The 19,184-nt window shown below is 77.9% G+C and carries 18 protein-coding genes; 4 read left to right on the top strand and 14 right to left on the bottom strand.

Annotated features, from left to right (window positions below):
• Positions 1-48: 48 nt before the first annotated feature.
• The 3 genes from CHF16_RS15350 to CHF16_RS15340 all read right to left on the bottom strand — a co-directional run bounded on the left by CHF16_RS15350 (position 49) and on the right by CHF16_RS15340 (position 3,654).
• Positions 49-624: a TerD family protein gene (locus tag CHF16_RS15350; protein WP_089326711.1), complete on the bottom strand. Its 576-nt coding sequence runs from the start codon at positions 622-624 to the stop codon at positions 49-51.
• A gap of 154 nt (positions 625-778) precedes the next feature.
• Positions 779-2,638 (bottom strand): acyl-CoA dehydrogenase, encoded by a 1,860-nt coding sequence (locus CHF16_RS15345; protein WP_089326710.1) that lies wholly within the window; start codon positions 2,636-2,638, stop codon positions 779-781.
• Positions 2,638-3,654 carry an ACP S-malonyltransferase gene (locus tag CHF16_RS15340; protein WP_089326709.1) on the bottom strand — a complete coding sequence of 339 codons (1,017 nt, stop codon included), beginning with the start codon at positions 3,652-3,654 and terminating at the stop codon, positions 2,638-2,640. The genes CHF16_RS15345 and CHF16_RS15340 overlap by 1 nt, the downstream gene beginning before the upstream one ends.
• A gap of 151 nt (positions 3,655-3,805) precedes the next feature.
• Here CHF16_RS15340 and CHF16_RS15335 point away from each other — a divergent pair, with 151 nt between their 5' ends.
• A complete protein-coding gene (locus tag CHF16_RS15335) occupies positions 3,806-4,813 on the top strand; it encodes a 3-oxoacyl-ACP synthase III family protein (RefSeq protein WP_089326708.1) in 1,008 nt (335 codons plus the stop codon).
• Between the two features lie 16 nt (positions 4,814-4,829).
• Here CHF16_RS15335 and CHF16_RS15330 read toward each other — a convergent pair whose 3' ends face one another.
• A complete protein-coding gene (locus CHF16_RS15330) occupies positions 4,830-5,699 on the bottom strand; it encodes a LysR family transcriptional regulator (RefSeq protein WP_089326707.1) in 870 nt (289 codons plus the stop codon).
• Positions 5,700-5,769: 70 nt separating this feature from the next.
• Here CHF16_RS15330 and CHF16_RS15325 point away from each other — a divergent pair, with 70 nt between their 5' ends.
• Positions 5,770-6,525, top strand: a complete 756-nt coding sequence (locus tag CHF16_RS15325; protein WP_089326706.1) for an SDR family oxidoreductase — start codon at positions 5,770-5,772, stop codon at positions 6,523-6,525.
• 18 nt (positions 6,526-6,543) lie between these two features.
• Here the strand turns inward: CHF16_RS15325 and CHF16_RS15320 are convergent, their stop codons facing one another.
• The 8 genes from CHF16_RS15320 to CHF16_RS15285 form a co-directional block, all read right to left on the bottom strand.
• A complete protein-coding gene (locus CHF16_RS15320; protein WP_089326705.1) occupies positions 6,544-7,950 on the bottom strand; it encodes a hypothetical protein in 1,407 nt (468 codons plus the stop codon).
• Positions 7,947-8,387: a hypothetical protein gene (locus CHF16_RS15315; protein ID WP_218826680.1), complete on the bottom strand. Its 441-nt coding sequence runs from the start codon at positions 8,385-8,387 to the stop codon at positions 7,947-7,949. The genes CHF16_RS15320 and CHF16_RS15315 overlap by 4 nt, the downstream gene beginning before the upstream one ends.
• The gene (locus CHF16_RS15310; protein ID WP_245868596.1) at positions 8,384-9,514 is read right to left on the bottom strand and encodes a molybdopterin-dependent oxidoreductase; all 1,131 of its coding nucleotides are present in this window, start codon (positions 9,512-9,514) and stop codon (positions 8,384-8,386) included. Before CHF16_RS15310 ends, CHF16_RS15315 begins: the two co-directional genes overlap by 4 nt.
• Positions 9,515-9,549: 35 nt before the next feature.
• Positions 9,550-10,170 (bottom strand): class I SAM-dependent methyltransferase, encoded by a 621-nt coding sequence (locus tag CHF16_RS15305; protein WP_179271539.1) that lies wholly within the window; start codon positions 10,168-10,170, stop codon positions 9,550-9,552.
• A complete protein-coding gene (locus CHF16_RS15300; protein WP_089326703.1) occupies positions 10,167-10,853 on the bottom strand; it encodes a TIGR04282 family arsenosugar biosynthesis glycosyltransferase in 687 nt (228 codons plus the stop codon). The genes CHF16_RS15305 and CHF16_RS15300 overlap by 4 nt, the downstream gene beginning before the upstream one ends.
• On the bottom strand, positions 10,850-11,518 hold the full coding sequence (locus CHF16_RS15295) for a glycosyltransferase family 2 protein (protein WP_218826679.1): 669 nt from the start codon (positions 11,516-11,518) through the stop codon (positions 10,850-10,852). The genes CHF16_RS15300 and CHF16_RS15295 overlap by 4 nt, the downstream gene beginning before the upstream one ends.
• Positions 11,519-11,554: 36 nt before the next feature.
• Positions 11,555-12,580: an NAD-dependent epimerase/dehydratase family protein gene (locus CHF16_RS15290; RefSeq protein ID WP_089326702.1), complete on the bottom strand. Its 1,026-nt coding sequence runs from the start codon at positions 12,578-12,580 to the stop codon at positions 11,555-11,557.
• Positions 12,581-12,743: 163 nt separating this feature from the next.
• The gene (locus tag CHF16_RS15285) at positions 12,744-13,796 is read right to left on the bottom strand and encodes an aminotransferase class V-fold PLP-dependent enzyme (RefSeq protein WP_089326701.1); all 1,053 of its coding nucleotides are present in this window, start codon (positions 13,794-13,796) and stop codon (positions 12,744-12,746) included.
• An 84-nt stretch (positions 13,797-13,880) separates the two neighbouring features.
• Here CHF16_RS15285 and CHF16_RS15280 point away from each other — a divergent pair, with 84 nt between their 5' ends.
• Complete coding sequence (locus CHF16_RS15280) at positions 13,881-14,843, top strand: LysR family transcriptional regulator (protein ID WP_089326700.1); 963 nt, start codon at positions 13,881-13,883, stop codon at positions 14,841-14,843.
• Here CHF16_RS15280 and CHF16_RS15275 read toward each other — a convergent pair.
• Together CHF16_RS15275 and CHF16_RS15270 are read right to left on the bottom strand one after the other, a co-directional pair.
• Positions 14,815-15,621, bottom strand: a complete 807-nt coding sequence (locus tag CHF16_RS15275) for an IclR family transcriptional regulator (RefSeq protein ID WP_179271538.1) — start codon at positions 15,619-15,621, stop codon at positions 14,815-14,817. The two genes, CHF16_RS15280 and CHF16_RS15275, sit on opposite strands and share 29 nt — an antisense overlap.
• Positions 15,622-15,668: 47 nt before the next feature.
• Positions 15,669-16,661: a helix-turn-helix transcriptional regulator gene (locus CHF16_RS15270; protein ID WP_089326698.1), complete on the bottom strand. Its 993-nt coding sequence runs from the start codon at positions 16,659-16,661 to the stop codon at positions 15,669-15,671.
• 62 nt (positions 16,662-16,723) lie between these two features.
• Between CHF16_RS15270 and CHF16_RS15265 the strand changes: the two genes are divergently transcribed.
• Positions 16,724-19,045: an excinuclease ABC subunit UvrA gene (locus CHF16_RS15265; RefSeq protein ID WP_089326849.1), complete on the top strand. Its 2,322-nt coding sequence runs from the start codon at positions 16,724-16,726 to the stop codon at positions 19,043-19,045.
• Positions 19,046-19,184 lie beyond the last annotated feature (139 nt).

Here is a 19,184-nt window from a genome sequence, read left to right as displayed (position 1 = left end):
GGCGGCCCGGGAGGTCCCGGGGCGCCCCGCCGCGCATCGACCGGACGGTCAGACGTTCACGCCGAAGTCGGAGGCGATGCCCGCCAGGCCGGAGGCGTAGCCCTGCCCGACCGCGCGGAACTTCCACTCGGCGCCGTTGCGGTACAGCTCGCCGAAGACCATGGCGGTCTCGGTCGAGGCGTCCTCCGAGAGGTCGTAGCGCGCGATCTCGCTGTTGTCGGCCTGGTTCACCACGCGGATGAACGCGTTGCGGACCTGCCCGAAGTTCTGCTGGCGGCCGTCGGCGTCGTAGATCGACACCGGGAACACGATCTTGGCGACGTCGGCGGGGACCGAGGTGAGGCTGACCTTGATCTGCTCGTCGTCGCCCTCGCCCTCACCGGTGAGGTTGTCGCCGGTGTGCTCGACCGAGCCGTCGGGGCTCTTGAGGTTGTTGAAGAACACGAAGTGCTGGTCCGACAGCACCTTGTTCTCCGCCGAGACCAGCAGGGCGCTGGCGTCCAGGTCGAAGTCGGTCCCGGTGGTGGTCCGCACGTCCCAGCCCAGACCGACCACGACGGCGGTCAGTCCGGGGGCCTCCTTGGTCAGCGAGACGTTGCCGCCCTTGCTCAGACTGACTCCCACTGTTGTCTACCTCCGTATCGGACTGCGGGCGCAGGCGCCCGCGATCGGTCTGTCTTACGAGAACGGTAGCCATCCCTGCCCGGTTCCCCCGGGCAGTTGGGCAATTAGCCGCGCGGCGTGCCGTTCCGCGTCCGACCGAGCGTAGGGGACGGGGTCAGGGGCCGGTGAGGAACGCGGTGGGCGCGGTGACGGGGGCGGGCAGCTCGAACGCGGCGGCCAGGTCCGCGGCCGCGGGTGCCAGCGCGTCGCAGGCGCGGCGGCGCGCCGCCCGCACGTCCTCCAGGAGGCCGGGTGCGGCGGCGCCCTCGTCGAGCAGGTCGGCGGCGCGGCGCTCGACGAGGTTCAGCGCGTGCAGGTGCAGCACCCGCGCCAGCGGTTCGGGGCCGGCGGCCGCGGCGGCGGCGCAGATCTCCAGGACGATCCGGTCGGCGCAGGCGGTGGCGGTCCGGGCGGCCAGGGCCAGGTTGGCGTTCCAGGCGGTGAAGGCGTCGCCGCCGCCCGCCAGCGCGGTCTCGACCTGGTGCTGGAGCCGGTCGCGCATCCGCCGCTCGGCCTCGCGGAGCAGCAGCAGCGGTGTGCGCGGCGCGTCCAGGCCCTCTTCGCCCGGCGGGGCGGCGGCGGGGGCGGGCGGGGTGTAGCGGTCGAGGGCGGCCATGGCGCGGGCGGTGTCGTAGAGGATCAGCTCGTTGTCGCCGCCGGCGTTCTGGTAGGCGTGGGTCAGGCCGCGGTAGGCGTTGAGGCGCTCGTCGGCGGCGAAGCCGGGCGCGCCGCTGTGCACCCGGCACGCCGACACCGTCTCCTGCGCCTGCGCGGTCGCGGCGGCCTTCAGCAGCGCCAGGTCGCGGTCGACGGCCGACCACGGCGCCCACGCGGTCTCGGGCCCCTCCCCGGCCGGGCCGGGGCCGCCGGGGCCGCCGGGGCGGGGCGCGGTGACGTGCGCGGCGACGGCGGTGAGGGCGTAGCCGGCGGCGAGCGCGCCGAGGACCGCCTCCTGCTGGTTGCGGTAGTCGGTGAGGGGGCGGCGGGGCGCGAGCCGGCCGAGGGTGGTGCGGCCGGAGGAGTGCGCGGCCAGCATCCCTGCGGCGGCGCGGGTGATCGCGGCGGAGGCGGAGATGACGGACCGCCACACCGGCGGCGCCACGCCCATGGAGCGGGTGAGGCGCGCCGCGGGGTCGCCGGCGGGGTCGTGGAAGGTCCCGTCGGGGTCGATGCGGGCGCCGTCGCGCAGCCACGCGGCGTGGGGGACGCGGACGCCGTCGAGCAGGACGGCGGCGTAGTCGATCTGCAGCCCGGTCGTCTCGGGGGCGGGCACGATCCGGACGCCGGGCGGGACGGTGCCGTCGGGGCGGCGCAGCGGCACCGCGAACACGAACACGCCGCGCTCGCGGCCGCCGTGGACGAGGGTGGCGTAGACGGCGGCGGTCTTGGCGACGCCGGGGTGGGCGGTGTTGGTGGGGAACTTGGCGGCCTCGGTGTCGGGGGTGGTCAGGACGAACTCGCCGGTGGCGGGGTCGTGGCGGGCGGTGGTGCGGGGCGACAGGTGGCTGTTGCTGCGGCCGACCTCGGTCATCAGCAGCGTCCCGGCCGACCGCATCGACTCCAGCGCCTCCCGCGCGCCTCCCGCGCCGCCCCCACCGGCGCTGTCGGCGCTGTCGGAGCCGAACCGGATGATGGGGCCGAGGGCGAGGGTGTAGTGCAGCAGCATCACGTGGAACAGGGCGGGGTCGGCGATCGCGGCGCGGTCCAGCAGCGCGCACAGCGCCGGCGGGTCGGCGAGCAGGTCGGCGGCGGGCGGCGCGGCGAGCCCGGCGCTGCGCAGCCGCGCGTAGGTCAGGGCCTGGCGCTCGCGGGCGGTGAGGCCGCCGGGGTAGGTGAAGAACTCCTCGGGGACGGCCTCCCGCAGCCGGGCGCGGATCTTGGCGTCGGGCGACGCGCCGCGCACGAACGCGGCCAGCGCGGTGGCGTGTGCGGTACCGGGTGTCGTGCCGGGTGTCGTGCCGGGTGCGGTGTCCATCAGCGGTCCTCTCCCCCGGCGTCCGGGGCGGCCTTGCCGGTGCGGCCGTGCCGGGGCCGGTCGCGCAGCGGCGCCAGGGTCCTGGCGCCGGGGACCGCCAGCCGGGCGCACTGGCACAGCGCGTCGCCGGGGCCGGCCTCGGTGAACACGGTCGCGCCGGCGGCGTGCACGGCGCGCAGGGTGCCGGGCAGGCGGACGGGTTTGACGATGCAGTCGGCCAGGGCGCGGTGCAGGTCGTCGTCGTCGCGGTAGGCGCGGCCCCGTACCGGGGAGTGCACGGGGACCTCCAGGGGCCGCTGGGGCAGGTGGCGGATCATGGCGTACCACTCGTCGTCGGCGCCGGCCATGGCCGGGTGGTGCGACAGGTAGGGGACGGCGAGCCGCACGGCGCGCACGCCGGCGGCGCCGGCGGCGTCGACGACCCGGTCCAGGGGGGCGTCGGGTCCGGACACGATCGTGACGCCGGGGGCGTTGAGGCAGGCGACGACCACGTCGGGTGCTCCGGCGGCGTCGATGCAGGCTCCGGCGCCGTCCTCGCCGGCCTCCAGCAGCGCCATGCCGCCGCCGCGGCCGCGGCGGGCCAGGACGCCGACGGCCGACACGGCCATCCGGGCGCCGTCGGCGATGGTGAACGCGCCGGCGCACACGAGCGCGGCGATCTCGCCGAAGCTCTGCCCGACCGCGCAGGCGGGGTGGATTCCGCCGGCGCGCAGGGTGCGGTCGACGGCGACGGAGGCCGCGTAGGAGCACAGCTGCGCGACGCCGGGGGTGCGGGACGCGGCCCGGTAGGCGGCGGGGTCGTCCAGCAGGACCGCCCGCAGCGACGGCCATCCGGTGGCGGGCAGTCCCTCCTGGGCCGCGTCCAGGACGTCGGCGACGGCGCGGGCGGCGCCGGGCCCGGTGCGGGCGAGGGCGGGCAGGTCGGGGACGCCGGTGGAGCCGGTGCCGGGGAACAGGAAGGCGCAGCTGTCGTCGGGCTTGAGCGCTTCGGCCGGGGGGAACGCGGTGGACGGCACGCTGGGGTCTCCTTACCTGGAAGGAAGGCTCACTTTCCCATTCGGAGATAAAGGCCGCTTTATGGATAGGTATGGAACATAAACCCTGAAATGGGATTATTCACTTGTGGGTCAGGCCTGACAACCGCTGTGTGGCGAGGGGGGAACGAGCATGTCCCTGAGGCGAGGCCCGGCATGGGCGATCCGCGGGACCGGCGCCTACCTTCCCGAGCGGTGCATGCCCAGCGAGGAGCTGTCGCGCTCGCTCGGCCTGGAGCCGTCCTGGATCGAGGACCGGACCGGAATCCGCCGCCGGCACCTGGCCGCGCCCGGGCAGGCCGCATCCGACCTCGCCGCGGCCGCCGCCGCCCGCGCCCTGGACGCCGCCGGGCTGGACGCGGCCGATATCGGCCTGATCGTCCTCGGCACCTCCACCCCCGACCTGATCGCCCCGTCCACCGCGTGCCGCGTGCAGGCGCTGCTCGGCGCGCACCGCGCCGCCGCGTTCGACGTCGCCGCCGCCTGCACCGGGTACGTGTTCGGGCTGCAGGCCGCGCTCGGGTGGCTGGCCGCCCAGCCCGGCCCCGCCCACGCGCTGGTCGTCGGCGTCGAGGTGTACTCGCGGTTCCTGGACCCCGCCGACCGCGGCACGGTCGCGGTGTTCGGCGACGGCGCCGCCGCCACGGTGATCGGCCCCGCCGCCGCGCCCTACGGGATCGGGCCGGTCACCCTGGGGTCCGACGGCTCGGGCGCCGACGACGTGCTCATCCCCGCCGGCGGCAGCCGCACCCCCGCCAGCGCCGGCACCCTGGCCTCCCTCGGGCACACCATCCGGATGGACGGCCGCGCCGTCCGCGGCTTCATCACCCGGATCTTCCCCCGGCTGGTCGCCGAGGCCACCGAGGCCGCCGGGATCAAACCCGCCGACCTGGCGCTGGTCGTCCCCCACCAGCCCAACCCGCGGCTGGTGGCGTCGCTGGCCGGCGAGGCCGGCCTGGAACGCGGCCAGCTGGCGATCGTCGGGCACGACGTCGGCAACATCGGCGCCGCGAGCATCCCCTTCGCGCTGGACCGGGCCGTCCGCGGCGGCCGCCTCGCGCCCGGCGACCAGGTGCTGCTCGCCGGGTTCGGCGCGGGCGTGACCTGGGGCCACACCCTCATCACCTGGCCGCCGCCCTGACGCGCGGCGGGTCCCCTCACCGCAGGGCTTCGCGCCCCTCCACCGCGGCGGCTCGGGCGGCGGCGTCGGCCGCGGACCGGACGAACGCCGCCAGCGCCCGCGACCGGGACGCCTCCGGCCAGGCCAGCACCAGCGTGGTCGGCGGCGCGTCCCGCACCGGCACCGCCGCCAGGTCGTCGCGCAGCAGCCCCCGCATCGACGCCGGCAGCACCGCCACCGCCCGGCCGAGCGCGATCAGCTGCATCAGCTGCCCCCCGTCGCCGGCGCCGGGCCCCTCCCCCGGGCCCCGCCCGCGCGGCCTGGGCTCCCCGTCCAGGTCGGCCATCGACACCTCCGCGCGGCCCGCCAGCCGGTGCCCGCGCGGCAGGACCGCGATCTGCGGCTCGCGCATCAGCTCCTCGGTGGCCAGTCCCGTGACGTCGTGCCGCGGCAGGTAGAGCAGCGCCGCGTCGGCGCGGCCGTCGCGCAGCGCCCGGTCGGCGCCGTACCCGAACAGCATCTCCACCGGGACCGCGTCCGGGTCGCGCTCGTAGGCGGCCAGGATCGCCGGGAGCAGGCCGCCGCCGTCCCCGCCGGGCTTCATCGCCAGGACCAGGCGGGGCCCGGCGTCGCCGGCGCCGCCGGCGCGGCGGGTGCGGCGCACGGCCGCGGCGACCGCGTCGAGCGCGGCGGCGCCCTCGTCCCGCAGCGTCTCCCCCGCCGGGGTCAGCGCGACGCTGCGGCTGGTGCGCTCCAGCAGCGCCACGCCCAGCCGCCGCTCCAGCCGGGCGATCGCCCGCGACAGCGGCGGCTGCGCGATCCCCAGCCGCTCGGCGGCGCGGCCGAAGTGCAGCTCCCGCGCCACCGCCAGGAAGTAGGCGAGCTCCCGCGTTTCCACCACGTCCATACCTTCAGGGTATTGATCGGGCGCCGATCGGTGTTGGAGCGGGCCGCGCCGCCGGTGGTGAGGTGGAGGCATGGACGACACCACCAAGACCGCCCTGGTCACCGGGGCGAACAAGGGAATCGGCAACGCCGTCGCGCGGGGGCTGGCCGAGCGCGGCATGACCGTGCTGATCGGTGCCCGCGACCCCGGCCTGGGCGAGAAGGCCGCCGCGGAGCTGCGCGGAGCCGGGCACGACGCCCGCGCCGTCGTGCTGGACGTCACCGACGACGCCTCGGTCCGCGCCGCCGCCGCCGCGGTCGAGGACGCGACCGGGCGCCTGGACGTGCTGGTCAACAACGCCGGCATCTCCGGCGGCGCCGTCCACCCGCCCGACGAGGCCGACCTGGAGACCGTGCGGCGCGTGTTCGACACCAACCTGTTCGGCGTGATCCGGGTGACCAACGCGGTGCTGCCGCTGCTGCGCCGGGCACCGGCCGGGCGGATCGTCAACGTCTCCAGCGGCACGGCGTCGATGGCCGCGATGACCGACCCCGCCCACTACTTCTGGGACTCCCCCGCCTCCGCCGCCTACCCGGCGTCCAAGGCCGCGCTGAACATGCTCACGATCCAGTACGCCAAGCGGCTGCGCGACACGGCGATCCTGGTGAACGCCGCCGCGCCCGGCGCCTGCGCCACCGACTTCACGGCCGACTTCGTCCGCGCGCACGGCCGGGTCGTCGACCGGACCGCCGAGCAGGGCGCCGCCATCGCCGTCCGCCTGGCCCTGCTGGACGACGGCGGCCCCACCGGCGGGTTCTCCCACGACGACGGCCCCGTCCCCTGGTAGCCCGGCCGCCGCCGGGGGCTACCAGGGGGAGGCCACGAGCGCCTGCACGGCCAGCGCGGTCACCGCCTGCGCGGCCAGCCACCGCCGCGCGGGCGGCCCGTGCAGGGCGGCCGCCGCCAGCGGCCACACCGCGAACGGCAGCCAGATCCGCTCCACCTCGCCGCGCGTCACCCCGGAGGCGTCCAGCACCAGCACCCCCGTCAGCGCGGCCGCCGCGAGCACCGCGACCACGGCCCGCGGCGGGACGGCCCGCGCCCGCGCCGCACCGCCCGCCAGCCCGGCCGCGCCGCGCAGGGCCCTGGCCGCGGCGGGCAGCGCGTGCGCGACCGCCGGGCCCGTCAGCAGCCCCAGCACCGCCAGGTTCGCCGCCGTGAAGTAGGCGTAGGACCGCTGCGCCGACCCGCGGCTGATCAGGTAGGTGTCCAGGGTGGCGCGGACGCCGTCGGGCCACCAGAACCCCGCCAGCGTGCACGCGGCCGGCACCGCGACCAGGCCGGCGCCCAGCGCCGCCAGCAGCCGCGGCCGGGGCCGCGCCAGCAGCACCACCGCCAGCGGCACCGCGAACATCGGCAGCAGCCCGTAGCTGAGGTAGGGCAGGGACCCCAGCAGCAGCCCGCCGCCCCCCGCGAGGACCACCGCGCCCGCCCCGTGCGGGGGGCGGTCGCGGCGGGCGGCGGCCGCCAGCAGCGCCGTGCCCCACGCGGCCACGGCCATGAACAGCGCGTCCATCGAGGTCGCGATCCACAGCGCGAGCGGCGCCAGGACCAGCAGCGGCACCGCCGACCGCGCCGCCCGCTCCCCCGCCAGGCACCGGACGGTCACCGCGACCGCCGCGGACGCCGACGCGCCCCCGGTGACGATCACCGCCGCCGCCCACCCGGTGCCGCCGAGCCCGGCGGCCTCCAGCGCCCACAGCGCCAGCGTCGGCAGCGGCGGATGCCCCCGCACGTGGGTGGTGTAGCCGCCGAGCCGGTCGGTGAAGGTCCGCAGCCACTCCATGGGGTCGGGCCGCACCTGCGCCAGCCCGGCCGGGTACTCGGTCGGCGCGTCCAGCGGCGCGGCGAGCGCGCCCCATCCGTCGCCGGCCGCCAGCGCCACCGCCCACGCCGCCGACCCCGCCCACGCCAGCAGCGGCACCGCCCGCCACGGCAGCCGCGCGGCCAGCGCCGGCAGCGCCGCCACCGCCGCCGCGGCGAACGCCGCCGCGGGCAGCAGCTCCCAGGTCAGCGGCCGCTCCCGCGCCCGCGCGTGCAGCGGCGGCAGCGCGTCCTCGGTCTCCAGCCCGGCGCGCCGCAGGTACCACCCGGCCGCGAACGCCGCCGCGATCCCGGCCGCCCACACCGCGACCGCGACCCACCCGCACCGGCCGCGCGTCCTGCCGCGGCCGCCGGTCGCGGCCCGCTCCCGGGCATCGGTGAGCGTCACCGCCGCCCTCCTCTCCGCGCCGTACTCCGGGCCCCGCGCCGCCGCCGTGCGAGCCGGACGGCGATCGCGGCGGCGGCGATGACCGCGATCGCCGCGAGGACGAGCCCGAGGTTGCGGCCGTAGGGCAGCGGCAGCCGGGACGGCTCGTCGGCGCGGCGGCCGAAGCCGAGCACGGCCGGCAGCGCGACCGCGGTGACGCATCCGGCGACGACCAGCGCCGCCCGCACGGCGGGCCGCGCCGCGTCCGGCAGCCGCGCGGTCGCCAGCCCGGCGGCCAGCACCAGCGGCACCAGCACGCCGTCGTGCAGGACCGCCGCCCCGGCGAACCAGGCCGCCCACCGGCCGGCGGGGACGTCGGCGGCGATGCCGCTCGCGCCGAAGCCGATCAGCGCCAGCCCCGCCGCGTAGGCGGCCCACACCGCGATCCGGGCGGTCATGCGACCACCACCCGGTGCACCCATTTGGTCTGCATGACCCCGGGCCGGTTGGGGGCGATCAGCCGGCAGGGGTAGCCGTGGTCCAGGGCCAGCGGCGCGCCGTTCAGGCCGAGCGCGAGCAGGGTCAGCGGGTCGTGCCAGTGCGGAGGGTCGACCATGGAGGTGCGGTAGAGGCCGCCGCGTTCCAGCGACTCGACCGTGATCCGCGCGCCGGCCGGGGCCCCGGCCAGGTCCAGCAGGTCCCGCAGCCGCACGCCCGTCCAGTCCGCCTCCACGCTCCAGCCCTCCACGCAGGCGATCGGGAGCCGCGCGGTGTGCTGCGGCAGGGCGCGCAGGGCGTCCAGGGACAGGGTGAGCGGGCGGTCGACGCGGCCGGTGACGGTGAGCCGGAACGCGGGGTCGCGGGCCGCGGCGGTGACGCCGGTCGTGGCGGCGGACTTGTTGACCGGGACGCCCTGCGGGCCGATGCCGGGACGGCGCGGCGCCAGCACCGCCAGCCGCGCCAGCGGCGTCGCCGTCTGCCCGACCGTGGTCGCGGCGATCGCGCCGCTCGCGGCGGCGACGGTGAGCAGGAACCCGCGGCGGCCCACCCCGTCCCGCGGGCGGGTCATCAGCGCCCGCCGCGCGGTGCCGGCCTCGTTGGCGATGTGCACCAGCAGCGCCCCGACCAGGATGTAGGCCGTCCAGTAGTGCGCGGTGGTGAAGAAGAACCGGAACACGTACCAGTAGGCGATGTTCAGTATCCCGGTCACGGTCTGGAACAGCGCGGCGCCGACCAGGACGAAGATGAGCACCCGCTGGACGGCGTGCCCGGCCGAGCGGAAGGGCGGCCACCGCCACAGCCGGGGGTAGACCGTCCACAGCTTGGCCAGCAGCAGCGGCACCGTCGCCAGCCCGCCGATGACGTGGACGCCCTGGGTGACCCGGTACAGGCCGACCGGCCGCGACGGCCACTGCATCCATCCGGCCGGGTGCTGCATGAAGTGGCTGACCAGCCCGGTCGTGAACGACACCGCGATCGACACACCGAGCGCGACGCCGAGCCAGGAGGCGACCCGGGTGTCGTGCAGCCGGCTGGTGAACCGTCCCGACAGCCCGGTGACCAGCGGCGGCGGGGTCAGGCGCACGCGGCTCAAGCGCCCGCCCGGCAGGCTCGCACGGGTCAGGCCCGCAGGGCGACGAACCACCGTCCGGCCTCCTCCCACAGCTCGGTCACGGTCGCCGCGCACGCGTCGGCCAGGTCGCCGGCGGCGTCGGCCGACACCCGCGCCCAGGTGAACCATTCGCCGACGGTGCGGCCCGACCGCAGCCGCAGCGGCTCCACCCGGGACCCGGTGCCGGGCGGGTCGACCTCGACCAGGACGCGGCCGCCGGGCGCACGCAGCGCCAGGACGCGGCGCAGCAGCGCGGCGGGGTCGCCGCCGATGCCGATGTTGCCGTCGGCCAGCAGCACGGTGCCCCAGCGGCCGGTGCCGGGCACGCGCCCGAACACGTCCCGGCACAGGGCGGGGGCGCCGGCCGCGACGGTCAGCGCGACCGCGGCCGGGGCCAGGTCGATGCCGAGGACGGGGACGCCGCGGCGGGCCAGCGCCACGGTGAGGCGGCCCGGCCCGGACCCGACGTCCAGGACGGCGCCGCGGCAGCGGGCCAGCAGCCCCGCGTCGCCGGGGCGGGCCGCGGCCAGCCAGTCCTGGACCGGCAGCGGGCGGCGGCGGCCGTCGGCGTGCTCGATCTCCACGGGGGCGCGGCCGCGCAGCGCCTCCTCGTACAGTGCGCCGATCACGCCGGGACCGTTCCGGCGTGCAGGCCGCGCAGGGCGGCGGCGAAGCGGGTCCCGGCGGCCAGCGCGGCGACGGCGCGGGCGTCGGCGGGGGTGTCGACGTCGGTGAGCTCGGGCAGCAGCCCGACGCGCAGCCCCGCGCCGCGGAGCCGGGCGAGCTGGGCGGCGCCGGTCCCGGGCAGCGACATCGGGACGCCGCGCAGCAGCCGCGGGTCGGGGCGGCGCAGGCCGAGGAGCCAGAACCCGCCGTCGGCGGCGGGCCCGAAGACCGCGTCGCGGCGGCGCAGGTCGCGGGCGGCGCGCTGCAGCAGCGCCGGGGTGACCTGCGGGGTGTCCATGCCGATGAGGACCAGCGGGCGGCCCGCCCACGCGTCGGTGAACGCGGCGGCCAGCCGCTCGTCCAGGCCGGCGCCGCGCTGCGGCAGCACGGTGAACCCGGCGGGCAGCCACGGGCCGGGCGCGCCGTCCAGCGCCAGGACCCGCCGCCCGGCGGGCGCGGCGGCGACCGCGGCGAGGGTGTCGCGCAGCGCCGCCTCGGCCAGCGCGGCGGCCTGATCCGGGGTGTAGGCGGAGGTCAGGCGGGTCTTGACGCGCCCGGGCACGGGCTCCTTGGCGATCACGACGAGATCGGCGCCGGCGGCGCCGGCGGGGGCGGCGGGGGCGGTGGGCGTGTTGGGCGCGGTCACCGGGCGGCCTCGGCCAGGACGCGGCGCATGTCGCGGACGGCGCGGACCGTCCCGCCGACGGTCCCGGTGACCTTGGAGTCGCCGGTGCGGGGCCGGTAGGCGACGTCGACCTCGGCGACCGGCCAGCCCGCGGCGGCGGCGCGCAGCACCATCTCCAGCGGGTAGCCGAACCGGCGGTCGGCCACGCCGAGGCCGAGCAGCGCGGCGCGGGGCGCGGCCCGCATCGGGCCGAGGTCGCGCAGGCGGGTGCCGGCGCGCCGGTTCAGGGAGCGGGCCAGGACGGCGTTGCCGAGCCGGGCGTGCGGCGGCCACGCGCCGCGCCCGGTGGGGCGGCGCCGGCCCAGCACCAGCCCGGCCGCGCCGCCGGCGCGCAGCGCGTCCAGCGCGGCGGTGAGCCGGGGCAGCTGCGCCGGGTCGAGGGAGGCGTCGGCGTCCATGACGCACACCACCTCGGTCTCGGCGGCGAGCAGGCCGGCGTGGCAGGCGGCGCCGAAGCCGCGCTCGGGTGCGGCCACGACGCGGGCGCCGCGGTCGGCGGCGACGGTCGCGGAGCCGTCGGTGGAGGCGTTGTCGACCACCAGGGGCCGGAACCCGGCGGGCATCCGGTCCAGCACCCAGGGCAGCGCCTCGGCCTCGTTGAGGCAGGGGAGAACCACATCGATCACGGTCTGACGCTACTTTCGGTGACGGGGCGGCGACCCTTACGAAGTGGTGACGGGCGCGGCGGCGAACTCGGCGATGCCGTCGGCGAACGCCACCGCCGGGGAGAACCCCAGCTCGCGGCGGGCCCGGTCGGGGCGGGCGACGATGTGGCGGACGTCGCCGAGCCGGTAGCCGCCGGTGACCTGCGGCGCGGGCCCGCCGCACGCGGCGGCCAGCGCGGCGGCCATGGCCCCGATCGTGCGGGGCTCGCCGCTGGCGATGTTGTAGGCGCGCAGCCCGCCGGGCTCGGGCGGCCCGGCGACGATCCGCTCCAGCGCGAGCACGTTGGCGCGGGCGACGTCGCGGACGTGCACGAAGTCGCGGCGCTGCGCGCCGTCCTCGAACACCAGCGGCGGCAGGCCCGCCAGCAGCCGCGACCGGAAGATCGCCGCGACGCCCGCGTAGGGGGTGTCACGCGGCATCCGGGGCCCGTAGACGTTGTGGTAGCGCAGCGCGGCGGCGGAGCCGCCGGTGGCGCGGGCCCAGGACGCGGCCAGGTGCTCCTGGGCGAGCTTGGTGTCGGCGTAGACGTTGCGGGGGTCGAGCGGGGCGTCCTCGGCGACGGCGCCGGGCGCCAGCGGCCGCCCGCAGGAGGGGCAGCCGGGCTCGAACCGGCCGGCGGCCAGCGCCTCCTCGGGGCGGGGCCGGGGCCGCACGGACCCGTGCGCGGCGCAGCTGTAGGCGCCCTCCCCGTACACCACCATGGAGGAGGCCAGGACGAGGGCGCCGACGCCGGCGCGGGCCATCTCGGCCAGCAGCACGGCGGTGCCCTGCACGTTCGCGGCGGTGTAGGCGGGCAGGTCGGACACGTCGACGCCGAGGCCGACCTTGGCGGCCTGGTGGCAGACGGCGTCGACGCCGGCCAGCCGCCGGGCAACGGCGGCGGGGTCGGCGACGTCCGCGGTCCCGCCGCCGAGCCCGTCGGGCCGGGTGTCCAGGCCGCGCACGCGGTGCCCTGCGGCGGTGAGCGCCTCGGCGATGTGCGAGCCGATGAACCCGGCCGATCCGGTGAGCAGTACGTTCATGGCGACGAAGGTAGGACGCGCGGCGCGGCGCGGGCGGCCCGCACGGCCCGGTCAAGACACCTTGTTCCAACCTTGTAAGAACTTCACCCGCCGGGCGGCGCGGGGCGGGCGGCGCGGGGCGGGCGGCGCGCCGGGCGCCGGGGCGGCGGTGGGACGGGCGGGGTCAGCGGTCGACGAGCGGGGCGAGGAGTTCGACGGCCTTGTCGACGTCGGCCTCGGTGGTGGTGAGGTGGAACGCGCACCGCAGCCGCCCGGCCCGCACGGCGGCGATGACGCCGCCGCGCCGCAGGACCTCGTCGGTGCCGGCGGGGACGTCGAGGGCCACGATCGCCGAGTCGCCGGGCGGCAGGCCGAGCCCGGCGCGGAACCGGCGGGCCAGCGCGACGTCGTGGTCGTGGATCGCGGCGGTCCCGACCCGTTCGAGCAGTTCCAGGGCGGGGGCGTGCCCGGCCCAGCACTGCCAGGCCGGGGACAGGTCCAGGCGGCGGGCGTCCGGGGCCAGGCGCAGCGGCAGTCCGTAGACCGAGTCCCAGATGTCGGCGCCGGCGTACCAGCCGGCGCCGATCGCCGGGAGCGCGTCCAGCGCCTCGGCGGTGCCGGTGAGGAAGCAGGTGCCGCGGGGGCCGAGCAGCCACTTGTAGCCGCCGCACACCAGCCAGTCGACGCGGCCGGCGGGCAGGGGCAGCCATCCGGCGGCCTGGGTGGCGTCCAGCAGGATCCGGGCGCCGTGCGCGCGGGCGGCGTCGATCAGGTCGGCCAGGGGGGCGATGCGGCCGTCGGCGGACTGCACCGCCGACACCGCGACCACGCCGGTGCGTGCGGTGACCTGCTCGGCGATCCGCTCCAGCGGCACCGACCGGACGGTGAGGCCGGGCCGGGCGGCGAAGGGGAACAGCAGGGAGGTGAAGTCGCCGTCGGCGACCAGGACCTCGGTGCCTTCCGGCAGCGACGCCGCGACCAGCCCGGTGAAGTACGACACCTGCGGCCCGCACGCGACCCGGCCGGCGGGGACGCCGAGCAGCCGCGCGAACGCCTCCCGGGAGCGGGTGACCGCGGCGTCCAGGTCGGCGGGGACCATGAGCCCGGCGGCGCGGTCGCGCTCGGCGGCGAGCATCGCCTCGTGCGCGGCGCGCGGCGGCAGCCCGTAGGTGGCGGTGTTGAGGAAGGCGGCTCCGGCGCTGAACTCGCGCTGCGCCGCGGCGATGGAAAGGGTCATGGTCCGATCGTCGGGCACCCGCCTCCCATAGCACAAAGTACGGTTTTCTGGGCGTCCCATAGATCGCGCTGATACTTTGGCGGGATGCTCGACCTGCGCCGGGGCCGGATCCTGCGGGAGGTGGCGCGGCTCGGCTCGATGACCGCCGCCGCGCGGGCCCTGTCCTACACCCAGCCGGCCGTGTCGCACCACATCGCGCGGCTGGAGGCCGAGGCCGGGACGCCGCTGGTGGTGCGGCACGGCCGCGGGGTGCGGCTGACCGAGGCGGGCCGGATCCTGGTCGAGCACGTCGAGGACGTCCTGGCCCGGATGGACGACGCGCAGGAGCAGATCGCCGCGATCGCGGGGCTGCGGGCGGGGCGGGTGCGGGTCGCGGTGTTCCCGACGGCGGCCGGGGCGCTGCTGCCGGACGCGCTGGCGCGGCTGCGGGAGCGGGCGCCGGGGGTGTCGGTGACGCTGGTGGACGCCGAGCCGGCCGAGGCGCTGGCGCTGCTGCGCGCGGGCGACACCGACATCGCGGTGGTGTTCCGGTACGCCCACACCCCGCCCGACGCCGACGCCCGGTTCCGGGAGGTGCCGCTGGCGCGGGACCCGCTGCGGCTGCTGGTCCCGGCCGACGATCCGCTGGCGGGGGCGGCGCGGCCCCGGCTGGCGGACCTGGCCGGCCGGACGTGGGCGTCGGGCTGCGCCCGGTGCCGCGACCACCTGCGGTGGGCGTGCGAGCGGGCCGGGTTCGTCCCGGAGATCGCGTTCGCGACCGAGGACCACGTCGCGGTGCAGCGGCTGGTCGCGCGGGGCCTGGCGGTCACGGTGCTGCCGGGGCTGGCGCTGCGCCTGCACACCGAGCCCGGCGTGGCGCTCCCGGACGTCGCGGCGGTGGGGAGCCGCCAGATCAGCGCGGTCGTCGCGGCGGGCCCGCGGCCGCCGGCGGTGGCGGCGCTGCTGGACGAGCTGGCCACCGTCTCCGCCGCCCTCGCACCGGCCGGGACCGACCCCGTTGAACGCGCCGCGGCGGCGGTCAGGACAGGTGGCGGTGCAGGGCGGTGAGGCGTCCGGCGGCGGCCAGGACGGCCTCGGCCAGGTCCGGCAGCCGGTCGTCGCCGAACCGCACCGACGGGCCCTGCAGCGCGACCGCCGCGAACACCCGCCCGTTGCCGTCGCGGACCGGCGCGGCCACCGCCCGCACCCCCACCAGGCGCTCCTCGTCGTTGACCGAGTAGCCGCGCGCGCGGACGCGGGCCAGGTCGTCCTCCAGGCCGCGGCGCGTGGTGAGGGTGGCGGGGGTGTAGCGGGCGTAGGGCTCCTCCATCGCGACGGGGTCGCCGCCGAAGGCCAGCAGCGCCTTGCCCATCGCGCAGGCGTGGATGGGGTTGCGGTCGCCGGGCGGCTGGTCGTAGCGCAGCGGGTGCAGCGATGGCAGGTGCATCATGACCGCGACCTCGTCGCCCGCGCGGACGCCGAGGCTGACGGCCTCGCCGGTGCCGTCGCGCAGCGCGGTCAGCTCCGGCTGCAGCAGCGTCGCGCCCATCCGCTCCAGCGCGAGCCGGCCGAGGATCGCGGTGGTGGGGCCGAGGAAGTACCGCTCGGTCGCCGGGTCCTGCGCGAGCATCCCGGTGGCGTGCAGGGCGTGCACGATGCGGTGCGCGGTGCTGACCGACAGGCCGAGCCGGTGCGCGATCTCGGTGGGGGTCTGCCGGTCGGCGTCCTCGAAGGAGCGCAGGACCGCCACCGACCGGTCCACGGTCTGCGTTCCCGGTTTGGGGTGATTGGGGGGATGGGGCCCGTCCGCCCGTCCGCCGGGGACGGCGCCCATGTCGTCCGTCACGGTCCCATACTCCCACCGGGGCCCGGGCGGGGACCGGCGGGGGCGTGTCATGGCGGCCCGGCGCCCTGCCGGAGGCTACGGCCGCCGGGCGCGGCGGCGCGGGTGAGCCGCTCGCCCATCGCCGCGAGCCGTTCGCGCAGGTCGGCCGGTTCCAGGATCTCGAAGTCGAGGTCGAGGTAGGCGATGCGCAGCGCCGTCCATTCCAGGGAGTCGGCGGTGGTGCGCAGCAGGCACGCGTCCTCGCCGGCCGGTTCGATCTCGGCGGCGGTGACGCGGAACCGGTCGGCGAGCTCGGCGGCGGGGGCGTGCACGAGCAGCACCGCCCGCCGCAGCGGCCGCGACCGGGCCAGCGACCGGGTGACGAACGCGGCGGCGCCGCCGGCGGGCGGGTCGCGGGGCGGGAACCGGACGCCGGTGGGGTGCGGGGAGGAGAGCCGGTCGACGCGGAAGGTCCGCCACCGGCCGCGGCCGGTGTCGTGGGCGACCAGGTACCAGCGGCGCCCGGCCGACACCAGCCCGTGCGGGTCGGCGAGGCGGCGGGTCTCGGCGCCGGCGGAGTCGCGGTAGGCGAAGCGGAGGCGTTCGCGGTCGCGGCACGCGGCGGCCAGGACGGTCAGGACGGCCGGGTCGGCGGCGGGCCCGGCGGGCGGCCCGGTCAGCGGGGTGGTCGCGGTGTGCAGGGCGGTGACGCGGCGCCGCAGCCGCGCGGGCAGGACCTGTTCGAGCTTGGCCAGCGCCCGCACCGACGCCTCCCCGATGCCCTCGACCGCTCCCCCGGCGGCGGCGCGGAGCCCGACGGCGATCGCGACGGCCTCCTCGTCGTCCAGCAGCAGCGGCGGCATCGCGGCGCCGGCCTCCAGCGCGTACCCGCCGGCGGCGCCGAGCGTGGAGTGCACGGGGTAGCCGAGGCCGCGGAGCCGCTCGACGTCGCGGCGGACGGTGCGGGCGCTGACGCCGAGCCGCGCGCACAGCTCGGGGCCGCTCCACGCGCGGCGGGTCTGCAGGAGCGACAGCAGCCGCAGCAGCCGTTCGGAGGACATGCCCCCAGTATGCGGGCGAACGAGGCCAGGTCCTGACCTCGTTGGTTCCTAGCGTGGCGGGCATGAGCGACGAAGACATGGTGATCATCGGGGCCCGGCACAACAACCTGCGGGACGTCTCGGTGCGCATCCCGAAGAACCGGCTGGTGGTGGTGTCGGGGGTGTCGGGGTCGGGCAAGTCCTCGCTGGTGTTCGGGACGGTCGCGGCGGAGGCGCAGCGGCAGCTGGGCGAGACGCTCAGCTGGTTCGCCCGCGACCGGATGCCCAAGCGGGAGCGGCCGGACGCCGACGCCGTCGAGGGCCTGGCGCCGGCGGTGGTGGTCGACCAGCGGCCGGTCGGCGGGAACGCCCGCTCGACGGTCGGGACGGCCACCGGCGTGTTCGCGGTCCTGCGGGTGCTGTTCTCCCGGTTCGGGTCGCCGCCGGCCGGGGAGGCGGCCGCGTACTCCTTCAACGACCCGCGGGGCATGTGCCGCGCCTGCGACGGGCTGGGCCGGGCGGTGCGGGTCGACCTGGACCGGTTCCTGGACGTCTCGCGGTCGCTGAACCAGGGCGCGGTGGCCTTCCCGCCGTTCGGCGTCGGGACGTTCACCTGGCAGCTGCACGCCGAGTCGGGCCTGTTCGATCCCGACAAGCCGCTGCGGGAGTTCACCGCCGCCGAGTGGGAGCTGCTGCTGCACGGCAAGGGGTTCCGCGTGCCGCGCCGCAACCGGACCGGGTCGATGGGCGACAACGCCTACGAGGGGCTGGTCGCCCGGTTCGACCGCCTCTACCTCAAGCGGGACCCGGGGGCGCTGCGTCCGGGGCTGCGGGAGCAGGTGCGGCGGGTGGTCCGCGAGGACGACTGCGCCGCGTGCGGCGGCGCGCGCCTGAACCCGGCGGCGCTGGCGTCGCGGATCGGGGGCCGCTCGATCGCCGACATGGCGCGGCTGGAGGCCACCGACCTGATCGGCGTGCTCGGCGAGATCACCGACCCGGTCGCGGCGCGGGTCGCGGACGCGGCGCTGACCCGGCTGCGGCGGCTGGCCGGGATCGGCCTGGGCTACCTGGCCCTGGACCGCGAGACGGCCTCTTTGTCGGGCGGGGAGGCGCAGCGGCTGAAGGTCGTCCGGCACCTGGGGTCGAGCCTGACCGGGCTGGCCTACGTGTTCGACGAGCCCAGCGCCGGCCTGCACCCCGCCGACGTGGACCGGCTGACCGCGCTGCTGGCGCGGCTGCGCGACCGGGGCAACACGGTGCTGGTGGTCGAGCACGACCCCGCCGTCATCGGCGCCGCCGACCATGTGATCGACATGGGGCCGGGCGCGGGCGAGGACGGCGGCCGGGTGCTGTTCACCGGTCCCCCGGCGGCGCTGCGGGATGCGGGGACGCCGACCGGGCGGGCGCTGCGCGGCGCCCTGCCGGTCAAGGCCGCGGTGCGCGAGCCGTCCGGCTGGACGACGGTCGAGGGCGCCCGCTCCCGCAACCTCAAGGGCGTGACGGCGCGGTTCCCGCACGGGGTCCTGACCGTCGTGACGGGGGTGGCGGGGTCGGGCAAGACCACGCTGGTCATGGACGAGTTCGCCCCGCGCCATCCCGGCGCGGTCGTGGTGGACCAGTCGCCGATCGCGGCGTCGCGCCGGTCGACGCCGGCGACGTTCCTCGGCGCGATGGACCCGCTGCGGCGGCTGTTCGCCCGCGCGAGCGGCGCCGCGCCGGCGCTGTTCTCGCACAACTCGGCGGGCGCCTGCCCGGACTGCGGCGGCAGCGGCGAGATCGTCACCGACCTGGCGTTCATGGACCCGGTGACGACGCGGTGCCGGGCGTGCGGCGGCCGCCGCTACCGGCCGGAGGCGCTGGCGCACACGCTGCGGGGCCGCACGATCGCCGACGTGCTGGAGATGACCGCCGACCGGGCCCTGGCGTTCCTCGGCGAGGAGGCCCCGGGGACGCGTGAGACCGGTGGGACGGGTGTCGCGGGGCCGCTGCGGGCGATGTGCGAGGTGGGCCTGGGCTACCTGGCGCTGGGCCGTCCGCTGGCGTCGCTGTCGGGCGGCGAGCGGCAGCGGCTGAAGCTCGCGGCCCGGCTCGACGTCGGCGGCGCCGTCCACGTGCTGGACGAGCCGGCCGCGGGGCTGCACGTGTCGGACGTCGGCGCGCTGGTGGCGCTGCTGGACCGGCTGGTGGACGCCGGGAGCACGGTGGTCGTGGTCGAGCACGACCCGCGGGTGGTCGCGGCGGCGGACTGGGTGATCGATCTCGGGCCGGGCGGCGGCCGGCACGGCGGCGAGGTCGTGTTCGCCGGCACCCCGGCGGCGCTGCTGGACGCGCCGGGCTCGGCGACGGCGGAGTACCTGCGCCGCGCCGCCGCGCCCGGCCGCGCCGCCGCGCCCGCGGCCGTCTGACCGGCGCCGGCGACGCGGGCACCGGGGGCGCGGGGGGCTAGTCGCAATGCCGGGAAGTTAAGGTGACGCCGGAGGTGTCAAGGGTTCTCGGCTGGTGGCCGGACATGAGAACGGAGATCCAGTAGAACGGGTGTTCTCT

The sequence above is a fragment of the Actinomadura meyerae genome (assembly GCF_900188445.1).
GTDB lineage: Bacteria > Actinomycetota > Actinomycetes > Streptosporangiales > Streptosporangiaceae > Spirillospora > Spirillospora meyerae.
Note: the sequence above shows the minus strand (reverse complement) of the source record. Positions and strands in the feature narration are given on the sequence as shown.